Origin of the sequence: Aliiruegeria lutimaris, from assembly GCF_900099935.1 — a bacterium.
Classification (GTDB): Bacteria; Pseudomonadota; Alphaproteobacteria; order Rhodobacterales; family Rhodobacteraceae; genus Tropicimonas; species Tropicimonas lutimaris.
Map to the genome: position 1 here is coordinate 1 of NZ_FNEK01000034.1, position 14652 is coordinate 14652.

Here is a 14652-nt window from a genome sequence, read left to right on the forward strand (position 1 = left end):
ACCCTTCGTGTTGCTGGCCGAGTTGCCATCGGAGCGCCATTGGTCCGAGCGAAAATGGCGACGGCTACGATGCTGACAGCATTCGCGAAGAGATGCGGGAACGGGCCATTCAACCAGTGATCCCCATGCGGAAGTCGCGAAAGAAGCGTGTTGGCGTTGATCGCCCACTGTATCGCCTGCGGAACTTGGTGGAGAGATGCTTCAACAAGCTCAAGAATGCACGCCGCGTCGCGACCCGCTACGACAAAACGGCCGAAAGCTTCCTCGGCTTCATCGATATCACATCAATCCGCCTCTGGCTCCGCCATTTGTCAACATGACCTAGACTCGGCCCTGAAACCGCTCTGTGATTTTCCGTCACAATAGAATGGGCCGCAGCCGTTTCCGGCTGCGGCCCATCGTTATAGTCGGGATCTCAAGCCGGATCAGGCCAGCGACGGATCGATGCCCTTGCAGGCCTCTACAAGGCCCTTCACCGCGGCAACGGAGCTGTCGAACATCGCCTGCTCTTCCTTGGAGAGCTTGATGTCCACGACCTTCTCCACGCCACCGGCGCCGATGATGGTCGGCACGCCGACATAGGTGTCCTTCAGACCCAGCTCGCCATCGCAATAGGCGGCGCAGGGCAGCAGGCGCTTCTGGTCCTTGAGAAAGGCTTCGGCCATCTCGATGGCGGAGGTCGCGGGGGCGTAATAGGCGGAGCCGGTCTTCAGCAGGCCAACGATCTCGGCGCCGCCGTCACGGGTGCGCTGCACGATGGCGTCCAGCTTCTCCTGCGTGGTCCAACCCATCTCGACCAGATCCGGCAGCGGGATGCCGCCAACGGTGGAGTAGCGCACCGACGGAACCATCGTGTCGCCGTGGCCGCCCAGAACGAAGGCGGTGACGTCCTTCATCGAGACGTTGAACTCGACCGACAGGAAGTGACGGAAACGGGCGCTATCGAGCACACCGGCCATGCCGCAGACCTTGTTGGTCGGCAGGCCCGAGAATTGCTGCAGCGCCCAGACCATCGCGTCGAGCGGGTTGGTGATGCAGATGACGAACGCGTCGGGGCAGTTGTCACGGATGCCTTCGCCGACGGACTTCATAACCTTGAGGTTGATGCCCAGCAGGTCATCGCGGGACATGCCCGGCTTGCGCGGCACGCCGGCGGTGACGATGCAGACATCTGCACCGGCGATATCGGCGTAGTCCTGGGTGCCCTTGAGCGCGGCATCGAAGCCCTCGGAGGGACCGGACTCGGCGATGTCGAGCGCTTTGCCTTCCGGAGTCCCTTCGGCGATGTCGAAGAGCACGACGTCGCCGAGTTCCTTCATCGCAGCGAGGTGGGCGAGCGTGCCGCCGATCTGACCTGCGCCGATGAGGGCAATCTTGGGTCTGGCCATGGTGTGGGTTTCCCTGAATTTGGTTGACTTCGGCGCCGTGCCTAGCCATTTGCCCGCGCCCATGCAAGCTAGAGGCAGCGCGGCACAAGGCTGCACGTGCGCGAACTGGCCCGCAGCAAAGGACATAAGGGACTAAAAGCATGTTCCCGGATCTTGCGATCATGGTTTTTGCCATTCCCGCCGTCCTCTTCGCCGGCATTTCCAAGGGGGGATTCGGCTCGGGTGCGGCCTTTGCGGCGGCTCCTCTTCTGGCACTCGTGATCGAGCCCGCCATGGCGATCGGCCTGTTGTTGCCGCTGCTGATGCTGGTGGATGCCGTCAGCCTTCGCTTCTTCTGGGGCGGCTGGCATGGGCCCTCCGCGGTGGCGCTGATGCTCGGCGCGCTTCCCGGCGTGGCGCTCGGCGTCTGGTTCTTCCAGCAGGCCGATGCCGACATGCTGCGGCTTCTGATCGGGGTGATCGCGCTGCTGTTCGTCGCCTACCAGTTGGGCCGGAACCTCGGCTGGCTGAAGATCCCGCATATGGACTTCCGCTGGTCGACGGGCCTGCTCACTGGCGCCGTCATCGGCTTCACCAGTTTCGTCAGCCACGCCGGTGGACCGCCCGCTGCGATCTTTCTGCTCGCCCAGGGGTTGCGCAAGGGCGTCTACCAGGCAACCTCGGTGATCGTTTTCTGGTTCGTGAACATCGCCAAGGCGATCCCCTATGCCATGATCGGACTATTCACCAGGGAAACGCTCGTGCTGGATCTCTGGCTGGCCCCTGTCGCCGTGATCGGCGCGTTGCTCGGCGTGAAAGCGCATCACGTCGTGCCCGAATGCAGCTTCTTTGCCATAACCTATGTTCTGCTGGTCGGTGCGGGCTGCAAACTGATCTGGGACGCGCTGACCTGAGCGATCAGATTTCGAACGACGTCTCGCGCAGGTCTGCGCCTTGACTGTTCCAGTCTCCATGTCCGGTCGCCACCACGCAGGCACGCCCGTCCGGAAGGCTCCGCAGGAGAGTCCATGTTCCGTTTTCGCGCGAGCTGAAGAATTCCATCACGCTATGATCGCCGGAAACGGCCCGGGCACGCTGGACCTCCCCAAAGAGCCGGTCCAGCCCGGAGACAACCCGCGCGCGCGGCGAACAGACCGTCTCGCCCGGGGCGGGGATAAAGCGATAGGCAGCGGTTGCCGAGAGCAGGAAGCAGGCGGCAGAGAGGACAAACCAGCGCAGTTGCGGTCGGTCGCGTCTCGGTTTCAACATGGCATTCTCCAGACCTGCGCCCCACCGCGGCCCGCCTCGCATCCCGGTAACTCTCTATTAATAGAGTGGTTAAGAATGTCTTTACGTCGGTCGCTTCCCGGCCAGGATCGGTCGCTGCGCAAATTTCTTGCGCCATCTGGCATTGCGGCATTTCATATCTTGCGTAGCCGGTTCGGGTATGTTTTCTGCTCTGCAGCAAAATAGCAGGAGAGAGTCATGGACACCGCCGCCCGCCCCTATCGTTCTGTTCTCTATATTCCCGGCTCGAAGGAACGCGCGCTGGAGAAGGCCAAGGGCCTGGCAGTGGATGCCATCATCTTCGATCTCGAAGACGCCGTGGCCGTGGACGAGAAAGTCAATGCCCGCAAGCTTCTGGCCGAGACACTCTCCGCCGGTGGCTATGGCCAGCGCGCCCAGATCGTCCGCCTGAACGGGATGGACACCGAATGGGGCGCCGAGGATCTCGCCACGATCATGGAGATCGGTCCGCAGGCCGTGCTGCTGCCCAAGGTTGAAAGCGCGGAACAGGTCGCGGCCGTGGCCGCGAAGCTCGACGCGCACCCGGCCTGTGCCGGCACCCATATCTGGGCGATGATGGAAACGTCGCGCGGCATCCTGAACGCGCTGGCCATCGCCGGGGCACCGCGCATGGCAGGTTTCGTGATTGGCACCAACGACCTCGCCAAGGAACTGAACTGCCGCTTCCGCGCCGACCGCCTGCCGATGCAGAGCGCGTTGCAGACCTGCCTGATGGCCGCCCGCGCCGCCGGGATCGTCTGCATCGATGGCGTCTATAATTCGTTCAAGGACGAAGAGGGCCTCAAGGCCGAATGCGAACAGGGCCGGGACCTCGGCATGGACGGCAAAACGCTGATCCACCCGGCGCAGGTCGCCGTCACGAACGCCGCCTTCGCGCCGTCGGAAGCCGAGATCGAACTGGCCCGCCGCCAGATCGCCGCCTTCGAGGCCGCCGAGGCCGAAGGCCAGGGCGTGGCTGTTGTTGATGGAAAGATCGTCGAGAATCTCCATATAGTCACAGCGAAGGCCACGCTGGCAAAGGCGGAGGCCATTGAAGCCCTCGGCTAGGAGTATTTCATGAGCTGGATCATTCTCATCCTCGGCGTCGCACTTTGGTGGGGCGCCCATCTGTTCAAACGTGTCGCGCCGGAGAAGCGCGCCATGATGGAAGACAGCAAGGCCAGGGGCATGGTCACCGCCGGGCTTGTCGCCGGCATCGTATTGATGGTCGTGGGCTACCGCGCCGCGCCCTTTGTCGAGATCTGGTCCCCGCCCAGCTTCCTGCGCCATCTCAACAACCTGATCGTGCTGGTCGCGATCTACATGATGTCGCCCGCTCCCAAGAAAGGCAAACTGCTCAGCGGCATGCGCCACCCGATGCTGATGGGATTCAGCCTCTGGGCCATCGCGCATTTGCTGGTCAATGGCGACCTGGCCGCGATGATCCTGTTCGGCGGTCTGCTCGCGTGGTCGCTGGTCACCCCGGGCATCATCAATCGCGCCGAGCCTGAGTGGACCGCACCGGAACCGGGCAGCATCGCCAAGGACGCAATATTCCTCGCAGCCTCGGTCGTGTTGCTGCTGGTAATCGGTTTCATTCACGGGTGGCTCGGCTACCCGGTCTTTGGAGGGTAAACCTATGAAACTCTATCGTTTCCTGTCCGAAGACGACACATCTGCCTTCTGTCACAAGGTGACGGCGGCGCTCAACAAGGGCTGGCACCTGCACGGGGAGCCCACCTATGCCTTCGATGCGAGCCGCGGCGTGATGCGCTGCGGCCAGGCGGTGGTGAAAGAGGTGACAGGGACCTACAGCCCGGAGATCAAACTGGGGGAGCACTGACGCATGGCCAAGACCAATCCGGGCCGTTTCTTTGAGGATTACAGGCTGGGCGAGGTGATCGCCCACGCCGTGCCGCGCACCGTTTCGGGTGGCGAGCGGGCGCTCTATCACGCGCTCTACCCGTCCCGTTTCGCGCTGGCCTCCTCGGATGAATTCGCGCGCGCAAGCGGTCTGCCCGCCGCGCCGATGGACGACCTGATCACCTTTCACACGGTGTTCGGCAAGACCGTCCCGGATATCTCGCTCAATGCGGTGGCCAATCTCGGCTATGCCGAGGGGTATTTCCGTAAGCCGGTCTATCCGGGTGACACGCTGCGCTCGGAAAGCGAGGTGATTGGCCTCAAGCAGAACTCCAACGGCAAGTCCGGCGTGGTCTATGTGCGCACCACCGGGCGCAACCAGCGCGATGAAGTCGTCATGGAATACGTCCGCTGGGTGATGGTCCGGAAGGGCGATCTCGACGCGCCCGCGCCGGAAACCGTCCTGCCCGATCTGGCCAAGGCGGTCGATCCGGCCGACCTGATCATTCCCGAAGGGCTGGATTTCTCGAATTACGATTTCACGCTCGCCGGCGAGCCGCATCGCTGGGGCGATTACGAGATCGGCGAACAGATCGACCACGTGGATGGCGTGACCATCGAGGAAGCCGAGCACATGATGGCGACGCGGCTCTGGCAGAACACCGCCAAGGTCCATTTCGACGCCACCTTCCGCCCGGACGGTCAGCGGCTGATCTATGGCGGGCACGTCATCTCCATGGCGCGCGCACTGAGTTTCAACGGGCTGGCCAATGCGCAGATGATCGTCGGCCTGAATGGCGGCGCACATGCCAACCCCTGCTTCTCGGGCGACACGGTCAAGGCCTGGTCGGAAGTGCTCGACAAGGCCGAAACCTCGGCGCCCGGCGTCGGCGCGGTTCGCCTCCGACTGGTGGCGACCAAGGGGGGCGATCCGTTCCGTTTGAAAGGCCAGGACGGGAAATACCTCCCCGAGGTTCTGCTCGATCTCGATTTCTGGGCGCTGATGCCGCTCTGAGACCTCACCCGGCCGCAAGGCCGGGGATCGGCACGCCGAAGACCTGCGCCAGCAGAACGAAATTCAGTGTCAGAACCACCGCCGCACCGAGGATGCCGCCCACGCGGGTCAGCGGGCCGATGCGGAAGTCGCCCATGATATCCTTGCGGCCGACAAAGATGATGAGCGCCAACATCGGCACTGGCAGGGCGATACTCAGGATCACCTGGCTCATGACCAGCGCCTCGGTCGCGTTGACGCCGAGCGCGACCACGGCGAAGGCCGGGGCCATGGTGACGAGCCGGCGCAGCCAGATCGGGATGCGTATGTGCAGGAAGCCCTGCATGATCATCTGGCCGGCCATCGTGCCCACGACCGAGCTCGAAATGCCCGACGCGATCAGCGAGACGAGGAACACCGCCGAGGAGCGGCGTCAGCATGTGATAGGCGGTCTCGATCTCGGCCACCTCGCTATAGCCGAGGTGAAAGGCGCTCGAGGCCATCATCACCATCGCCATGTTGATCATCCCCGCCAGCGCGAGCGCAATGATCACCTCCCGGTTGGAGAAACGCAGGATCGTGCGGCGGTCCGCGTCGCTACGAATCGGTTTGCGCCCCTGCGTCAGTCCGGAATGGAGATAGATCGCGTGCGGCATGACCGTTGCGCCGATGATGCCGACCGAGATCAGCAGGGCGGTCGAATCGGGCATCTGCGGCGTGACGATCCCGGTCACGGCATCGCCCCAGGCAATTGGCGCAATGACCAGCTCGATCAGGTAACACAGCCCTATGACGGCGACGAAGGCACCGATGATCAGCTCCATCGGCCGAAAACCGCGGCCTTCGAAGAGCAGGATGCCGTAGGTGACGATCGCCGTGACCGCCATGCCCGCCATCAGCGGCATCTGAAAGAGCAGCGCAAGGCCGATCGCTCCGCCTAGAAACTCGGCGAGGTCCGTTGCCATGGCCGCGATTTCGCTCACCGCCCACATGACCCAGACCGTGCGGCGGGGAAAATTGTCGCGACAGAGTTCGGCGAGGTTCTTGCCGGTGACGATGCCAAGCCGCGCCGAGAGCGCCTGGAACAGCATTGCGATCAGGTTGGCGCAGAGCACGACCCAAAGCAGCGTGTAGCCATAGCCCGCGCCAGCCTGGATATTCGTCGCGTAGTTGCCCGGGTCCATATAGGCGACAGAGGCGATCACCGCCGGACCGAAGAACAGCAGCGTCGCCCGCGGCCCGCGCCGTTTTCCGGCCAGCACCTGCGCCATTGCGGCCTGCGTTCGCACGGTTACCCGCCCGGTCATCTTGCAATTGCCTCGCACTCGTGAACGCCAATTGCAAATGAAGCCTTGGCAACACTTCTGTCAACAGGCTTCAAATGCATGACTGGTCTGCCGAATCGCTCCACGGGTTTCGCTCGCAGGTCCGGATGCGCTAGGGTCGGCCGGAGCGCCGGGGAGAAGAGATATGCAACAGGACCGTCCGGAGGAGAGCGAGGCAGTTGTCGAGCCTGAGCGCTTCAACCAGGCGCGCGCGGCGCAATCCATGGCGGTTCTGGAAGATTACGTCGAGATGATCGGGGATCTTATCGGCGAATTCGGAGAAGCGCGGATTACCGACATCGCCCAGCGCATGGGCGTCACCCACCCGACCGCGACCAAGGCGGTGAGTCGGCTCAAGCGTGAAGGGCTGGCAATCTCCCGTCCCTATCGCGGCGTCTTCCTGACCGACCAGGGCGCGGCCATGGCCGAACGGGTACGCGCCCGGCACCGCACCGTGGTCGATCTTCTCGTTGCGATTGGCGTTCCGGCGGAGACGGCGGAACTCGATGCCGAGGGCATGGAGCACCACGTCTCGGACGTTACCCTGAAGGCCTTCGAGGCCTTTCTGCAGCGGGCCTTGCCCCCACGCGACAGGCGTGACGAGGCCACCGGAAAAGGGTAACCTGAAACCGATTACAGGTCCGCGCCGGACGGCGGAAAACACCATCAAACATTCGAATATGTGCTCTAAAAAGCCGAATTTCGTCTCTCGTTGCGCCAATTAACCGCGCCGCCACTGCAGCGCATTCGCGTGACACCCCGAGAAGATGTATTAGGAAAGGGGTCAAATGCGGGCCCCTACCCGCGCCAAGCAAAGGAGCTAGGTAGATGACAGCAGATGTGAACCGGGGAAATCGGCCCCGGTCGCCCCACCTCTCGATTTATCGTCCGCATATCTTGATGGTCAGCTCGATCCTGATACGGATCACCGGTAATGGTTCGACCGTAGGTATGCTTCTTGTTCTGTGGTGGATGCTCGCCGCAGCGGCAGGTCCCGAAACCTATGCAGCCCACAGCGAATGGCTGTTCGGCTGGTGGCTCGCCTATATCGTCTGGTTCGGCGTTATCTGGGCGCTGTGGTACCACATGTTGGGCGGCATCCGTCACCTTATCTGGGACGAGGCCATCGGCCTTGAACTTGAAACGGCCGAAAAACTCGGCTGGACCATCGTCGCTGGCTCCGTTCTGGGCGCCGTGCTGACCTCGGTCCTCCTTCTCATCTTCTGATCCGGAGGCAGCACATGTCCACGTCCGACCGTCCCTCCTTCCAGACCGACCGCAAGCGCGCGACCGGCAAAGGTTCGCTGGCCAAAGGCGCCGAGCACCAGCTGGAAGTCACCTACAGCTCTTACGCGATGGCCACCGTGGTCGTCCTGTTCCTCTTCTGCGTTGCCCCGTTGGTTGGCGCGCCCTACGAAACCGTCGTCGAAGGCCTGACCCGGCCGTTCAACTTCGTCATCATGGGCCTGTTCGTGGTTTCCACGACCTATCACTGGCGCTCCAATATCAGGAAGGTGTTCGAAGACTACGTCCCGCACGGCTTCGACTTCGCCGGAATGATCATCACCTACCTACTTGGCTGGTTCTTCTGTGGCCTGGGCCTCTTTGCCCTCGTCAAGATCCTGATCGCCTCCATGATCGCCGGTTGAGACTTCGGAGAAACAAATGACCGCTTACGATATCACACACCATAACTACGACGTCGTCGTTGTGGGTGCCGGCGGCGCGGGCCTTCGGGCCACGCTCGGCATGGCCGAGCAGGGCCTCAAGACCGCCTGCGTCACCAAGGTATTCCCGACCCGCTCGCACACCGTCGCCGCTCAGGGCGGCATCGCCGCCTCGCTCGCCAACATGGGCCCGGACAACTGGCAGTGGCACATGTACGACACCGTGAAGGGTTCCGACTGGCTCGGCGACACCGACGCGATGGAATACATGGTCCGCGAGGCGCCGAAGGCCGTTTACGAGCTTGAGCACTATGGCGTGCCATTCTCGCGTACCGAGGAAGGCAAGATCTACCAGCGTCCCTTCGGTGGCCACACCACCGAATTCGGCGAGGGCCCCTCGGTCCAGCGGACCTGTGCCGCCGCCGACCGGACCGGCCACGCCATCCTGCACACGCTCTATGGCCAGTCGATCAAGAACGACGCGCAGTTCTTCATCGAGTATTTCGCCACCGACCTGATCATGTCCGAAGACGGCGTGTGCCAGGGCGTTCTGGCATGGAAACTCGACGACGGCACCCTGCACGCCTTCAATGCCAAGATGGTCGTTCTGGCCACTGGCGGCTATGGCCGTGCCTACTTCTCCGCCACCTCGGCGCATACCTGCACCGGCGACGGAAATGCCATGATCGCCCGTCAGGGCCTGCCCCTGCAGGACATGGAGTTCGTTCAGTTCCACCCGACCGGCATCTACGGTTCGGGCTGCCTGATCACCGAGGGTGCCCGCGGCGAAGGCGGCTACCTGACCAACTCCGAAGGTGAGCGCTTCATGGAGCGCTATGCCCCGACCTACAAGGACCTGGCCTCGCGCGACGTGGTTTCGCGTTGCATGACCATGGAAATCCGTGACGGTCGCGGCGTTGGCCCGAACAAGGACCACATCTACCTGCACCTCAACCACATCCCGAAAGAGACGCTCGCCGAGCGCCTGCCGGGCATCACCGAGAGCGCAGAGATCTTCGCCGGCGTCGACCTGACCCGCGAGCCGATCCCGGTCCTGCCGACGGTCCACTACAATATGGGCGGCATCCCGACGAACTATTGGGGCGAAGTGCTGAACCCGACCGCCGACAACCCGGACGCGATCGCACCCGGCCTGATGGCCGTTGGCGAAGCGGGCTGTGCCTCCGTGCATGGCGCCAACCGTCTCGGCTCCAACTCGCTGATCGACCTCGTGGTCTTCGGCCGCGCCGCCGCCATCAAGGCCGGCCAGGTGGTCGACCCGGAAACGCCGAACCCGGAGTTCAACAAGGCCTCGCTGGACGCGGCCCTGGCGCGCTTCGACAAGGTTCGCTACGCCGATGGCGGCACCCCCACTGCCGAGCTGCGTCTCGAAATGCAGAAGACCATGCAGGACAACGCTGCCGTCTTCCGCACCGACAAGGTGCTCGCCGAGGGTTGCGAGAAGATGAAGGTGGTTGCCGGTAAGCTGGACGACCTGAAGCTCACCGACCGTTCGATGGTCTGGAACTCCGATCTGATGGAGAGCCTTGAGCTTACCAATCTCATGCCGAACGCGATGGCCACCATCGTCGGTGCCGAGGCCCGCAAGGAGAGCCGCGGGGCGCATGCCCACGAGGATTACCCGGATCGCGACGACGTCAACTGGCGCAAGCACACGCTTGCGGTCGTCGATGGCCCGAATGTGACCCTTTCCTACCGGCCCGTCCATCTTGACCCGCTCACCACTACAGAAGAAGGTGGTATTGACGTGGCCAAGATTGCACCGAAAGCGAGGGTTTACTGATGACAGACCGGGTCAGACTGCTGATTTCCGCAACGGCGATTTCGATTGCCGCTTCCCTTCCCGGGATGGCTTCCGCCAATATCGCGGTGGAGGACCAGCGGTCGGCTATTCTGACCTGCAAACGCCAGAACGGGATCTCCGGCGCAGCCTATATCGAGCAACGATCCTCTTCCGCACGCGCGGTGGGGCAGATGGATGTGATGATCGTTCCCTACGATCAGGTGACCATCCTTGACGCCGACCGGATCAATGCCTGCGCCGCGAGCCGGCTGGGGCTGAGCGAGGCGGAAATCGCCTCCTTCAACTCCCGCAAGCGGACGGTCGTTCGGTCGATCCGCCAACCCTACGGAGATCGGAAGGGCTGCGGACGCAACGCCTCCGTTCTCTATCGGGGAGATCTCTACTGCCAATGGGCAAGGCGCTGACCCGGATGCATCTGTTAGCCACATATCACTTGAACCCAAGCCACGCGGCGGCTCTTGCGCCGCGCGCGAGATAGCTGAGGTGACCACATGGTTCAATTCACTCTACCCAAGAACTCCACGATCAAGACGGGCAAGACCTGGCCGAAGCCGGCCGGGGCGAAGAATGTCCGGAAGTTCGTGATCTATCGCTGGAACCCGGATGACGGGAAAAACCCGCAGCTCGACACATATTTCATCGATATGGACAGCTGCGGCCCGATGATCCTGGACGCGCTGATCAAGATCAAGGACGAGATCGACCCGACGCTCACGTTCCGCCGCTCCTGCCGCGAAGGCATCTGCGGGTCCTGCGCGATGAACATCAACGGCATCAACAAGCTGGCCTGCATTTGGGGCATCGACGAGCAGAAGGGCGATATCAAGATCTACCCGCTGCCGCATATGCCGGTGGTCAAGGACCTCGTTCCCGACCTGACGCATTTCTATGCCCAACATGCTTCGGTCATGCCGTGGCTGGAAACCAAGACGCCGGCCCCGGAAAAGGAATGGCTGCAGACACCTGAGGATCGTGCCTTGCTCGATGGCCTCTATGAATGCGTGCTCTGTGCCTCCTGCTCGACCTCCTGCCCCGCCTATTGGTGGAATGGCGATCGGTATCTCGGCCCGGCAGCACTCCTGCACGCCTATCGCTGGATGATCGACAGCCGCGACGAAGCCACCGGCGAGCGTCTGGACGACGTGGAAGACCCGTACAAGCTGTACCGCTGCCACGTCATCATGAACTGCACCCAGACCTGCCCGAAGGGCCTGAACCCGGGCAAGGCGATTGCCGAGATCCGGCTGATGGCACAGGCCCGTCTGCACTGACGGCGACGCAGCTTTGACAAATCGAAGGCCCGGCTTTTCGCCGGGCCTTTTGCTTTTGCAATTTGCGAATCGTACAACCCGGGGGGCGCTGCCCCCCGCGCGCTCGTTCCGAGCGCTCCCCCCGAGATATTTGGGGAAAGATGAAGATCGTAGCTGCGGTGCGATTAATCGACGATGGCGTGTGGTCGAGCGGGGAATAGCTCACCCGCGGCAGCTGACGTCCCTTGTCCAATGGCGGATTCAACGTCAGTTTTGCATGGCAACGACCAAGCACGGATTACCATGCCAGCACCCAAAGACGCCGACGCGCGGCGCGCCATCGCCCCCGTCATCTGCTACCCTGTCGACACCCTGCCTGGACCTGACATGCCGGCCTTCGCGCGCCATCGGGCGACGCTCGCAAAGACCGGCGAGACATTAGTGCTGCCACGCGATGCATCCTGTTTCCGGGTTCCGGCGGGGGGAGCTTTCCGGATCACCTCGGTCGAAGGACCGCAGGTCGGGGATCTGAATATCTGGAATGCGCGCGATCTGTCCGAACGCTTTTACTCCGGCAAGACGCGCGCCTTGCACGGCACGCATCTGAGCACGGGCGAACAGATGTGGTCGTCCTTTCCCGCGCTGCGCCCGATGGCAACGATCATCGCCGACACGCTGGACTGGTACGGGATCGATCCCTTCGGCGGCTCCGTGCATGACGTGATTGGCACGCGTTGCGATCCGTATACCAACACCCTGCTTTCGGGCGGCCAATATCATGCCTGCTGTCACTCGAACCTCACCCGAGCACTGGGGCGAGAGACCGGGATGACGCTCGCCGAAGCCGAGACGCATGTCCACGACGTCCTGAACGTCTTCATGTGCACCGGTTTCACCCGCGACACCGGTCGGTATTTCATGAAGGCCAGTCCGGTGCGGCCCGGGGACTACATCGAATTCATCGCCGAGATCGACCTGCTGGGCGCCTTGTCGGCCTGCCCGGGCGGCGACTGCTCAGCCGCGCATTCCTCGGATGAGGCGGCGTGCTACCCGCTTCTGGTCGAGGTGTTCGCGCCGCCCACTGGAACCGATTGGGTCTGCCCGCCGATGAATGGTTACGATCGCAGCCATGGCGTGGCGGGCTGACGAGCCGCCACGCATCATCCGATCAGTGCATACGTCCACCGACCGGAACATCGCTGTCCGGGCTCAGCAGCACGACCTCGCCCTCCTCGTCCGGGAGGCCCAGGACGAGGACCTCGGACATGAACTTGCCAATCTGTCGGGGCGGGAAGTTGACCACCGCCATCACCTGTTTGCCGGCCAGGCTATCGACATCATAGTGCCGCGTGATCTGGGCCGAGCTGCGCTTCTCGCCGATCTCGGGGCCGAAATCGATCCAGAGCTTGATCGCCGGCTTGCGGGCTTCCGGGTAAGCTTCGGCCCGCAGGATGCGCCCGACACGAATATCCACCTTCAGGAAATCGTCGAAGGTGATCTCGCTCATTTCGCCAACTCCCTGCTTCGGTCCGCCGCCGCCTTGACCGCCCTTACCATCAGGTCCGGCAACCCATCCGTTTCTGCCATCAAGACGTCCAGAGCTGCCGCTGTCGTTCCGTTGGGTGAGGTCACGTTGATCCGCAATTGCGTGGCGCTTTCGCCGGACTGGTAGAGCAATTCCCCTGCCCCGGTCACGGTTGCGCGGGCCAGGCGCATCGCCAATGCCTCGGGCAAGCCCTCGGCCATGCCCGCCCGCGCCATCGCTTCGACCATATGGAACACATAGGCCGGGCCGGAGCCGGAGAGCCCGGTAACGGCATCCATCTCGCTCTCGTCGCCAAGCCGGACCACCTCACCGACAGCAGAGAGGAAGTGATCGGCCAGATCGAGCTGATCTGCCGTGGCATAGGTATTGCCGATGATCGCCGTGATCCCGCGCCCGACCGCTGCCGGTGTGTTGGGCATGGCCCGGATGATCGGTGTCTCGGCGCCCAGCACGTCTTCATAAAAGGATATCGGCGTTCCAGCCGCGACCGAGAGGAACAGGGTCTCTCCACCGCCAAACGGTTTCAACACCGGAAGCGCATCGGCCATCATTTGCGGCTTGACCGCGACGAGCACGATCGCCGGCGCCGCGGGCAGCGGCGCGTTCAACCGAACGCCCTGCGCCTTCAGCCAATCGGACGGGAATGGGTCGAGAACCGTCACCGCATCGGGAGGGAAGCCGTCCGCCAGCCAGCCCTGAAGCATTGCCGAGCCCATCTTGCCACAGCCCAGGAGCACCAGCCCCCGCGCATGCACCTGTGCCATATCCATGAAAATCTCCAGATCCGTTTCGGCAGGAAGCTACGTTGCAGGACACTGGCCTGCAACGGTCCGCGCCGCCAACCACGGCAGATTTGTCTGGAAAATGCGGCCGGACGCGCGGCGTGAACGCCCGCGCCCTTTCAGAATCAAGCCCTGCCGAAAGCCTCGGCAATTGCGACCTGCATGGCCTCTTCCGGCTCCTGATCGCCCCAGACGACCAGTTGGAAGGCCGGGTAGTAGCGCTCTGCCGCCATGACGGCGGTACCGATCAAACGGTCGATCTGCTCAGGGTGCGGCGTCTGCCCGCCGCCGAGCACCAGACCATAGCGATAGGTCATCAGTTGTTGCTCGCGCCAATAGGTGAACGCGCCCGCCCAGCAGGCATCGTTGATCTTGTTCAGCGCCTCGTAAAGCTTGGGAAGACGTTCCTCGGGGGGCTCCATCTCGAAGGTGCAGATGAGCCGCAATGTCTCGTCATAGGCCGACCAGGCAAGGGTGATCGAATAGGTCCGCCACTGTCCTTCGACCGCCATGGCGATCTGGTCCTCGGCAATCCGGTCGAAGTCCCAAGCGTTGTTTTCCGCCAGTGTCTCAACGATGTCGATCGGATGTAGGTCTTCTGTCAGAAACTCTTCGGAGAGTGACATGCCGGGCCTCATACGTTGTTCGCCCCAGTCTTTTTGGCGACAACTAGGGCTTGGTGCCTGCTCTAGGTCCGGCGATACGTGCCGCCGTCCTTACTACATATGGTGCGCCGCAAAGCAGCA

At 62.9% G+C, this 14652-nt stretch carries 18 protein-coding genes and 1 pseudogene; 13 read left to right on the forward strand and 6 right to left on the reverse strand.

Features of this window, described 5'->3' with window-relative positions; translation table 11 throughout:
* A partial coding sequence (locus BLR85_RS15910; RefSeq protein WP_244520753.1) for a transposase occupies nucleotides 1-320 on the forward strand: 320 nt, incomplete at its 5' end.
* A gap of 105 nt (nucleotides 321-425) precedes the next feature.
* Here the strand turns inward: BLR85_RS15910 and mdh are convergent.
* Nucleotides 426-1388, reverse strand: coding sequence for a malate dehydrogenase (gene mdh, locus BLR85_RS15915; RefSeq protein WP_093158083.1), 963 nt, complete (start codon nucleotides 1386-1388; stop codon nucleotides 426-428).
* A 140-nt stretch (nucleotides 1389-1528) separates the two neighbouring features.
* Between mdh and BLR85_RS15920 the strand changes: the two genes are divergently transcribed.
* Nucleotides 1529-2281, forward strand: a complete 753-nt coding sequence (locus BLR85_RS15920) for a sulfite exporter TauE/SafE family protein (protein ID WP_093158087.1) — start codon at nucleotides 1529-1531, stop codon at nucleotides 2279-2281.
* 4 nt (nucleotides 2282-2285) lie between these two features.
* Here BLR85_RS15920 and BLR85_RS15925 read toward each other — a convergent pair whose 3' ends face one another.
* Nucleotides 2286-2636, reverse strand: a complete 351-nt coding sequence (locus BLR85_RS15925) for a hypothetical protein (RefSeq protein WP_093158090.1) — start codon at nucleotides 2634-2636, stop codon at nucleotides 2286-2288.
* Nucleotides 2637-2852: 216 nt separating this feature from the next.
* Here BLR85_RS15925 and BLR85_RS15930 point away from each other — a divergent pair, with 216 nt between their 5' ends.
* Genes BLR85_RS15930 through BLR85_RS15945 form a run of 4 tightly spaced genes read left to right on the forward strand, consistent with a single transcriptional unit; the run spans nucleotide 2853 to nucleotide 5532 of the window.
* Nucleotides 2853-3722 carry an HpcH/HpaI aldolase/citrate lyase family protein gene (locus BLR85_RS15930; RefSeq protein ID WP_093158093.1) on the forward strand — a complete coding sequence of 290 codons (870 nt, stop codon included), beginning with the start codon at nucleotides 2853-2855 and terminating at the stop codon, nucleotides 3720-3722.
* Between the two features lie 9 nt (nucleotides 3723-3731).
* Nucleotides 3732-4289, forward strand: coding sequence for an NnrU family protein (locus tag BLR85_RS15935; protein ID WP_093158096.1), 558 nt, complete (start codon nucleotides 3732-3734; stop codon nucleotides 4287-4289).
* Nucleotides 4290-4293: 4 nt separating this feature from the next.
* Entirely contained in the window at nucleotides 4294-4497 is a 204-nt protein-coding gene (locus tag BLR85_RS15940; protein ID WP_093158099.1) for a DUF1737 domain-containing protein, read from the forward strand.
* Between the two features lie 3 nt (nucleotides 4498-4500).
* The gene (locus BLR85_RS15945) at nucleotides 4501-5532 is read left to right on the forward strand and encodes a MaoC family dehydratase (RefSeq protein WP_093158102.1); all 1032 of its coding nucleotides are present in this window, start codon (nucleotides 4501-4503) and stop codon (nucleotides 5530-5532) included.
* A 4-nt stretch (nucleotides 5533-5536) separates the two neighbouring features.
* On the opposite strand, the pseudogene BLR85_RS15950 reads toward BLR85_RS15945, so the two are convergent.
* Nucleotides 5537-6818: pseudogene (locus BLR85_RS15950) on the reverse strand (Nramp family divalent metal transporter).
* Between the two features lie 163 nt (nucleotides 6819-6981).
* On the opposite strand from BLR85_RS15950, the gene mntR reads away from it, so the two are divergent.
* The 7 genes from mntR (at nucleotide 6982) to BLR85_RS15985 (ending at nucleotide 12724) form a co-directional block, all read left to right on the forward strand.
* Entirely contained in the window at nucleotides 6982-7458 is a 477-nt protein-coding gene (gene mntR / locus BLR85_RS15955) for a manganese-binding transcriptional regulator MntR (RefSeq protein WP_093158105.1), read from the forward strand.
* 206 nt (nucleotides 7459-7664) lie between these two features.
* Nucleotides 7665-8063, forward strand: coding sequence for a succinate dehydrogenase, cytochrome b556 subunit (gene sdhC, locus BLR85_RS15960; protein WP_093158108.1), 399 nt, complete (start codon nucleotides 7665-7667; stop codon nucleotides 8061-8063).
* A gap of 14 nt (nucleotides 8064-8077) precedes the next feature.
* Entirely contained in the window at nucleotides 8078-8485 is a 408-nt protein-coding gene (locus BLR85_RS15965; protein WP_093158111.1) for a succinate dehydrogenase, hydrophobic membrane anchor protein, read from the forward strand.
* 16 nt (nucleotides 8486-8501) lie between these two features.
* A complete protein-coding gene (gene sdhA, locus BLR85_RS15970; RefSeq protein ID WP_093158115.1) occupies nucleotides 8502-10307 on the forward strand; it encodes a succinate dehydrogenase flavoprotein subunit in 1806 nt (601 codons plus the stop codon).
* Nucleotides 10307-10732 (forward strand): hypothetical protein, encoded by a 426-nt coding sequence (locus BLR85_RS15975; protein WP_093158118.1) that lies wholly within the window; start codon nucleotides 10307-10309, stop codon nucleotides 10730-10732. Before sdhA ends, BLR85_RS15975 begins: the two co-directional genes overlap by 1 nt.
* A gap of 87 nt (nucleotides 10733-10819) precedes the next feature.
* A complete protein-coding gene (locus BLR85_RS15980) occupies nucleotides 10820-11599 on the forward strand; it encodes a succinate dehydrogenase iron-sulfur subunit (RefSeq protein WP_068308611.1) in 780 nt (259 codons plus the stop codon).
* Between the two features lie 282 nt (nucleotides 11600-11881).
* The gene (locus BLR85_RS15985; protein WP_093158121.1) at nucleotides 11882-12724 is read left to right on the forward strand and encodes an urea carboxylase-associated family protein; all 843 of its coding nucleotides are present in this window, start codon (nucleotides 11882-11884) and stop codon (nucleotides 12722-12724) included.
* A 22-nt stretch (nucleotides 12725-12746) separates the two neighbouring features.
* Here BLR85_RS15985 and BLR85_RS15990 read toward each other — a convergent pair whose 3' ends face one another.
* The 3 genes from BLR85_RS15990 to BLR85_RS16000 all read right to left on the reverse strand — a co-directional run bounded on the left by BLR85_RS15990 (nucleotide 12747) and on the right by BLR85_RS16000 (nucleotide 14532).
* The gene (locus BLR85_RS15990; RefSeq protein ID WP_093158124.1) at nucleotides 12747-13085 is read right to left on the reverse strand and encodes a tRNA-binding protein; all 339 of its coding nucleotides are present in this window, start codon (nucleotides 13083-13085) and stop codon (nucleotides 12747-12749) included.
* Nucleotides 13082-13894 (reverse strand): pyrroline-5-carboxylate reductase, encoded by an 813-nt coding sequence (gene proC / locus BLR85_RS15995; protein ID WP_093158127.1) that lies wholly within the window; start codon nucleotides 13892-13894, stop codon nucleotides 13082-13084. The genes BLR85_RS15990 and proC overlap by 4 nt, the downstream gene beginning before the upstream one ends.
* A gap of 137 nt (nucleotides 13895-14031) precedes the next feature.
* Nucleotides 14032-14532 (reverse strand): type III secretion system chaperone family protein, encoded by a 501-nt coding sequence (locus tag BLR85_RS16000; RefSeq protein WP_093158130.1) that lies wholly within the window; start codon nucleotides 14530-14532, stop codon nucleotides 14032-14034.
* Between the last annotated feature and the right edge of the window lie 120 nt (nucleotides 14533-14652).

Coding starts and splice junctions, on each gene's coding strand:
- mdh (WP_093158083.1), bottom strand. CDS start 1,388: ATGGCCAGACCCAAGATTGCCCTCATCGGCGCAGGTCAGATCGGCGGC.
- BLR85_RS15920 (WP_093158087.1), top strand. CDS start 1,529: ATGTTCCCGGATCTTGCGATCATGGTTTTTGCCATTCCCGCCGTCCTC.
- BLR85_RS15925 (WP_093158090.1), bottom strand. CDS start 2,636: ATGTTGAAACCGAGACGCGACCGACCGCAACTGCGCTGGTTTGTCCTC.
- BLR85_RS15930 (WP_093158093.1), top strand. CDS start 2,853: ATGGACACCGCCGCCCGCCCCTATCGTTCTGTTCTCTATATTCCCGGC.
- BLR85_RS15935 (WP_093158096.1), top strand. CDS start 3,732: ATGAGCTGGATCATTCTCATCCTCGGCGTCGCACTTTGGTGGGGCGCC.
- BLR85_RS15940 (WP_093158099.1), top strand. CDS start 4,294: ATGAAACTCTATCGTTTCCTGTCCGAAGACGACACATCTGCCTTCTGT.
- BLR85_RS15945 (WP_093158102.1), top strand. CDS start 4,501: ATGGCCAAGACCAATCCGGGCCGTTTCTTTGAGGATTACAGGCTGGGC.
- mntR (WP_093158105.1), top strand. CDS start 6,982: ATGCAACAGGACCGTCCGGAGGAGAGCGAGGCAGTTGTCGAGCCTGAG.
- sdhC (WP_093158108.1), top strand. CDS start 7,665: ATGACAGCAGATGTGAACCGGGGAAATCGGCCCCGGTCGCCCCACCTC.
- BLR85_RS15965 (WP_093158111.1), top strand. CDS start 8,078: ATGTCCACGTCCGACCGTCCCTCCTTCCAGACCGACCGCAAGCGCGCG.
- sdhA (WP_093158115.1), top strand. CDS start 8,502: ATGACCGCTTACGATATCACACACCATAACTACGACGTCGTCGTTGTG.
- BLR85_RS15975 (WP_093158118.1), top strand. CDS start 10,307: ATGACAGACCGGGTCAGACTGCTGATTTCCGCAACGGCGATTTCGATT.
- BLR85_RS15980 (WP_068308611.1), top strand. CDS start 10,820: ATGGTTCAATTCACTCTACCCAAGAACTCCACGATCAAGACGGGCAAG.
- BLR85_RS15985 (WP_093158121.1), top strand. CDS start 11,882: ATGCCAGCACCCAAAGACGCCGACGCGCGGCGCGCCATCGCCCCCGTC.
- BLR85_RS15990 (WP_093158124.1), bottom strand. CDS start 13,085: ATGAGCGAGATCACCTTCGACGATTTCCTGAAGGTGGATATTCGTGTC.
- proC (WP_093158127.1), bottom strand. CDS start 13,894: ATGGATATGGCACAGGTGCATGCGCGGGGGCTGGTGCTCCTGGGCTGT.
- BLR85_RS16000 (WP_093158130.1), bottom strand. CDS start 14,532: ATGTCACTCTCCGAAGAGTTTCTGACAGAAGACCTACATCCGATCGAC.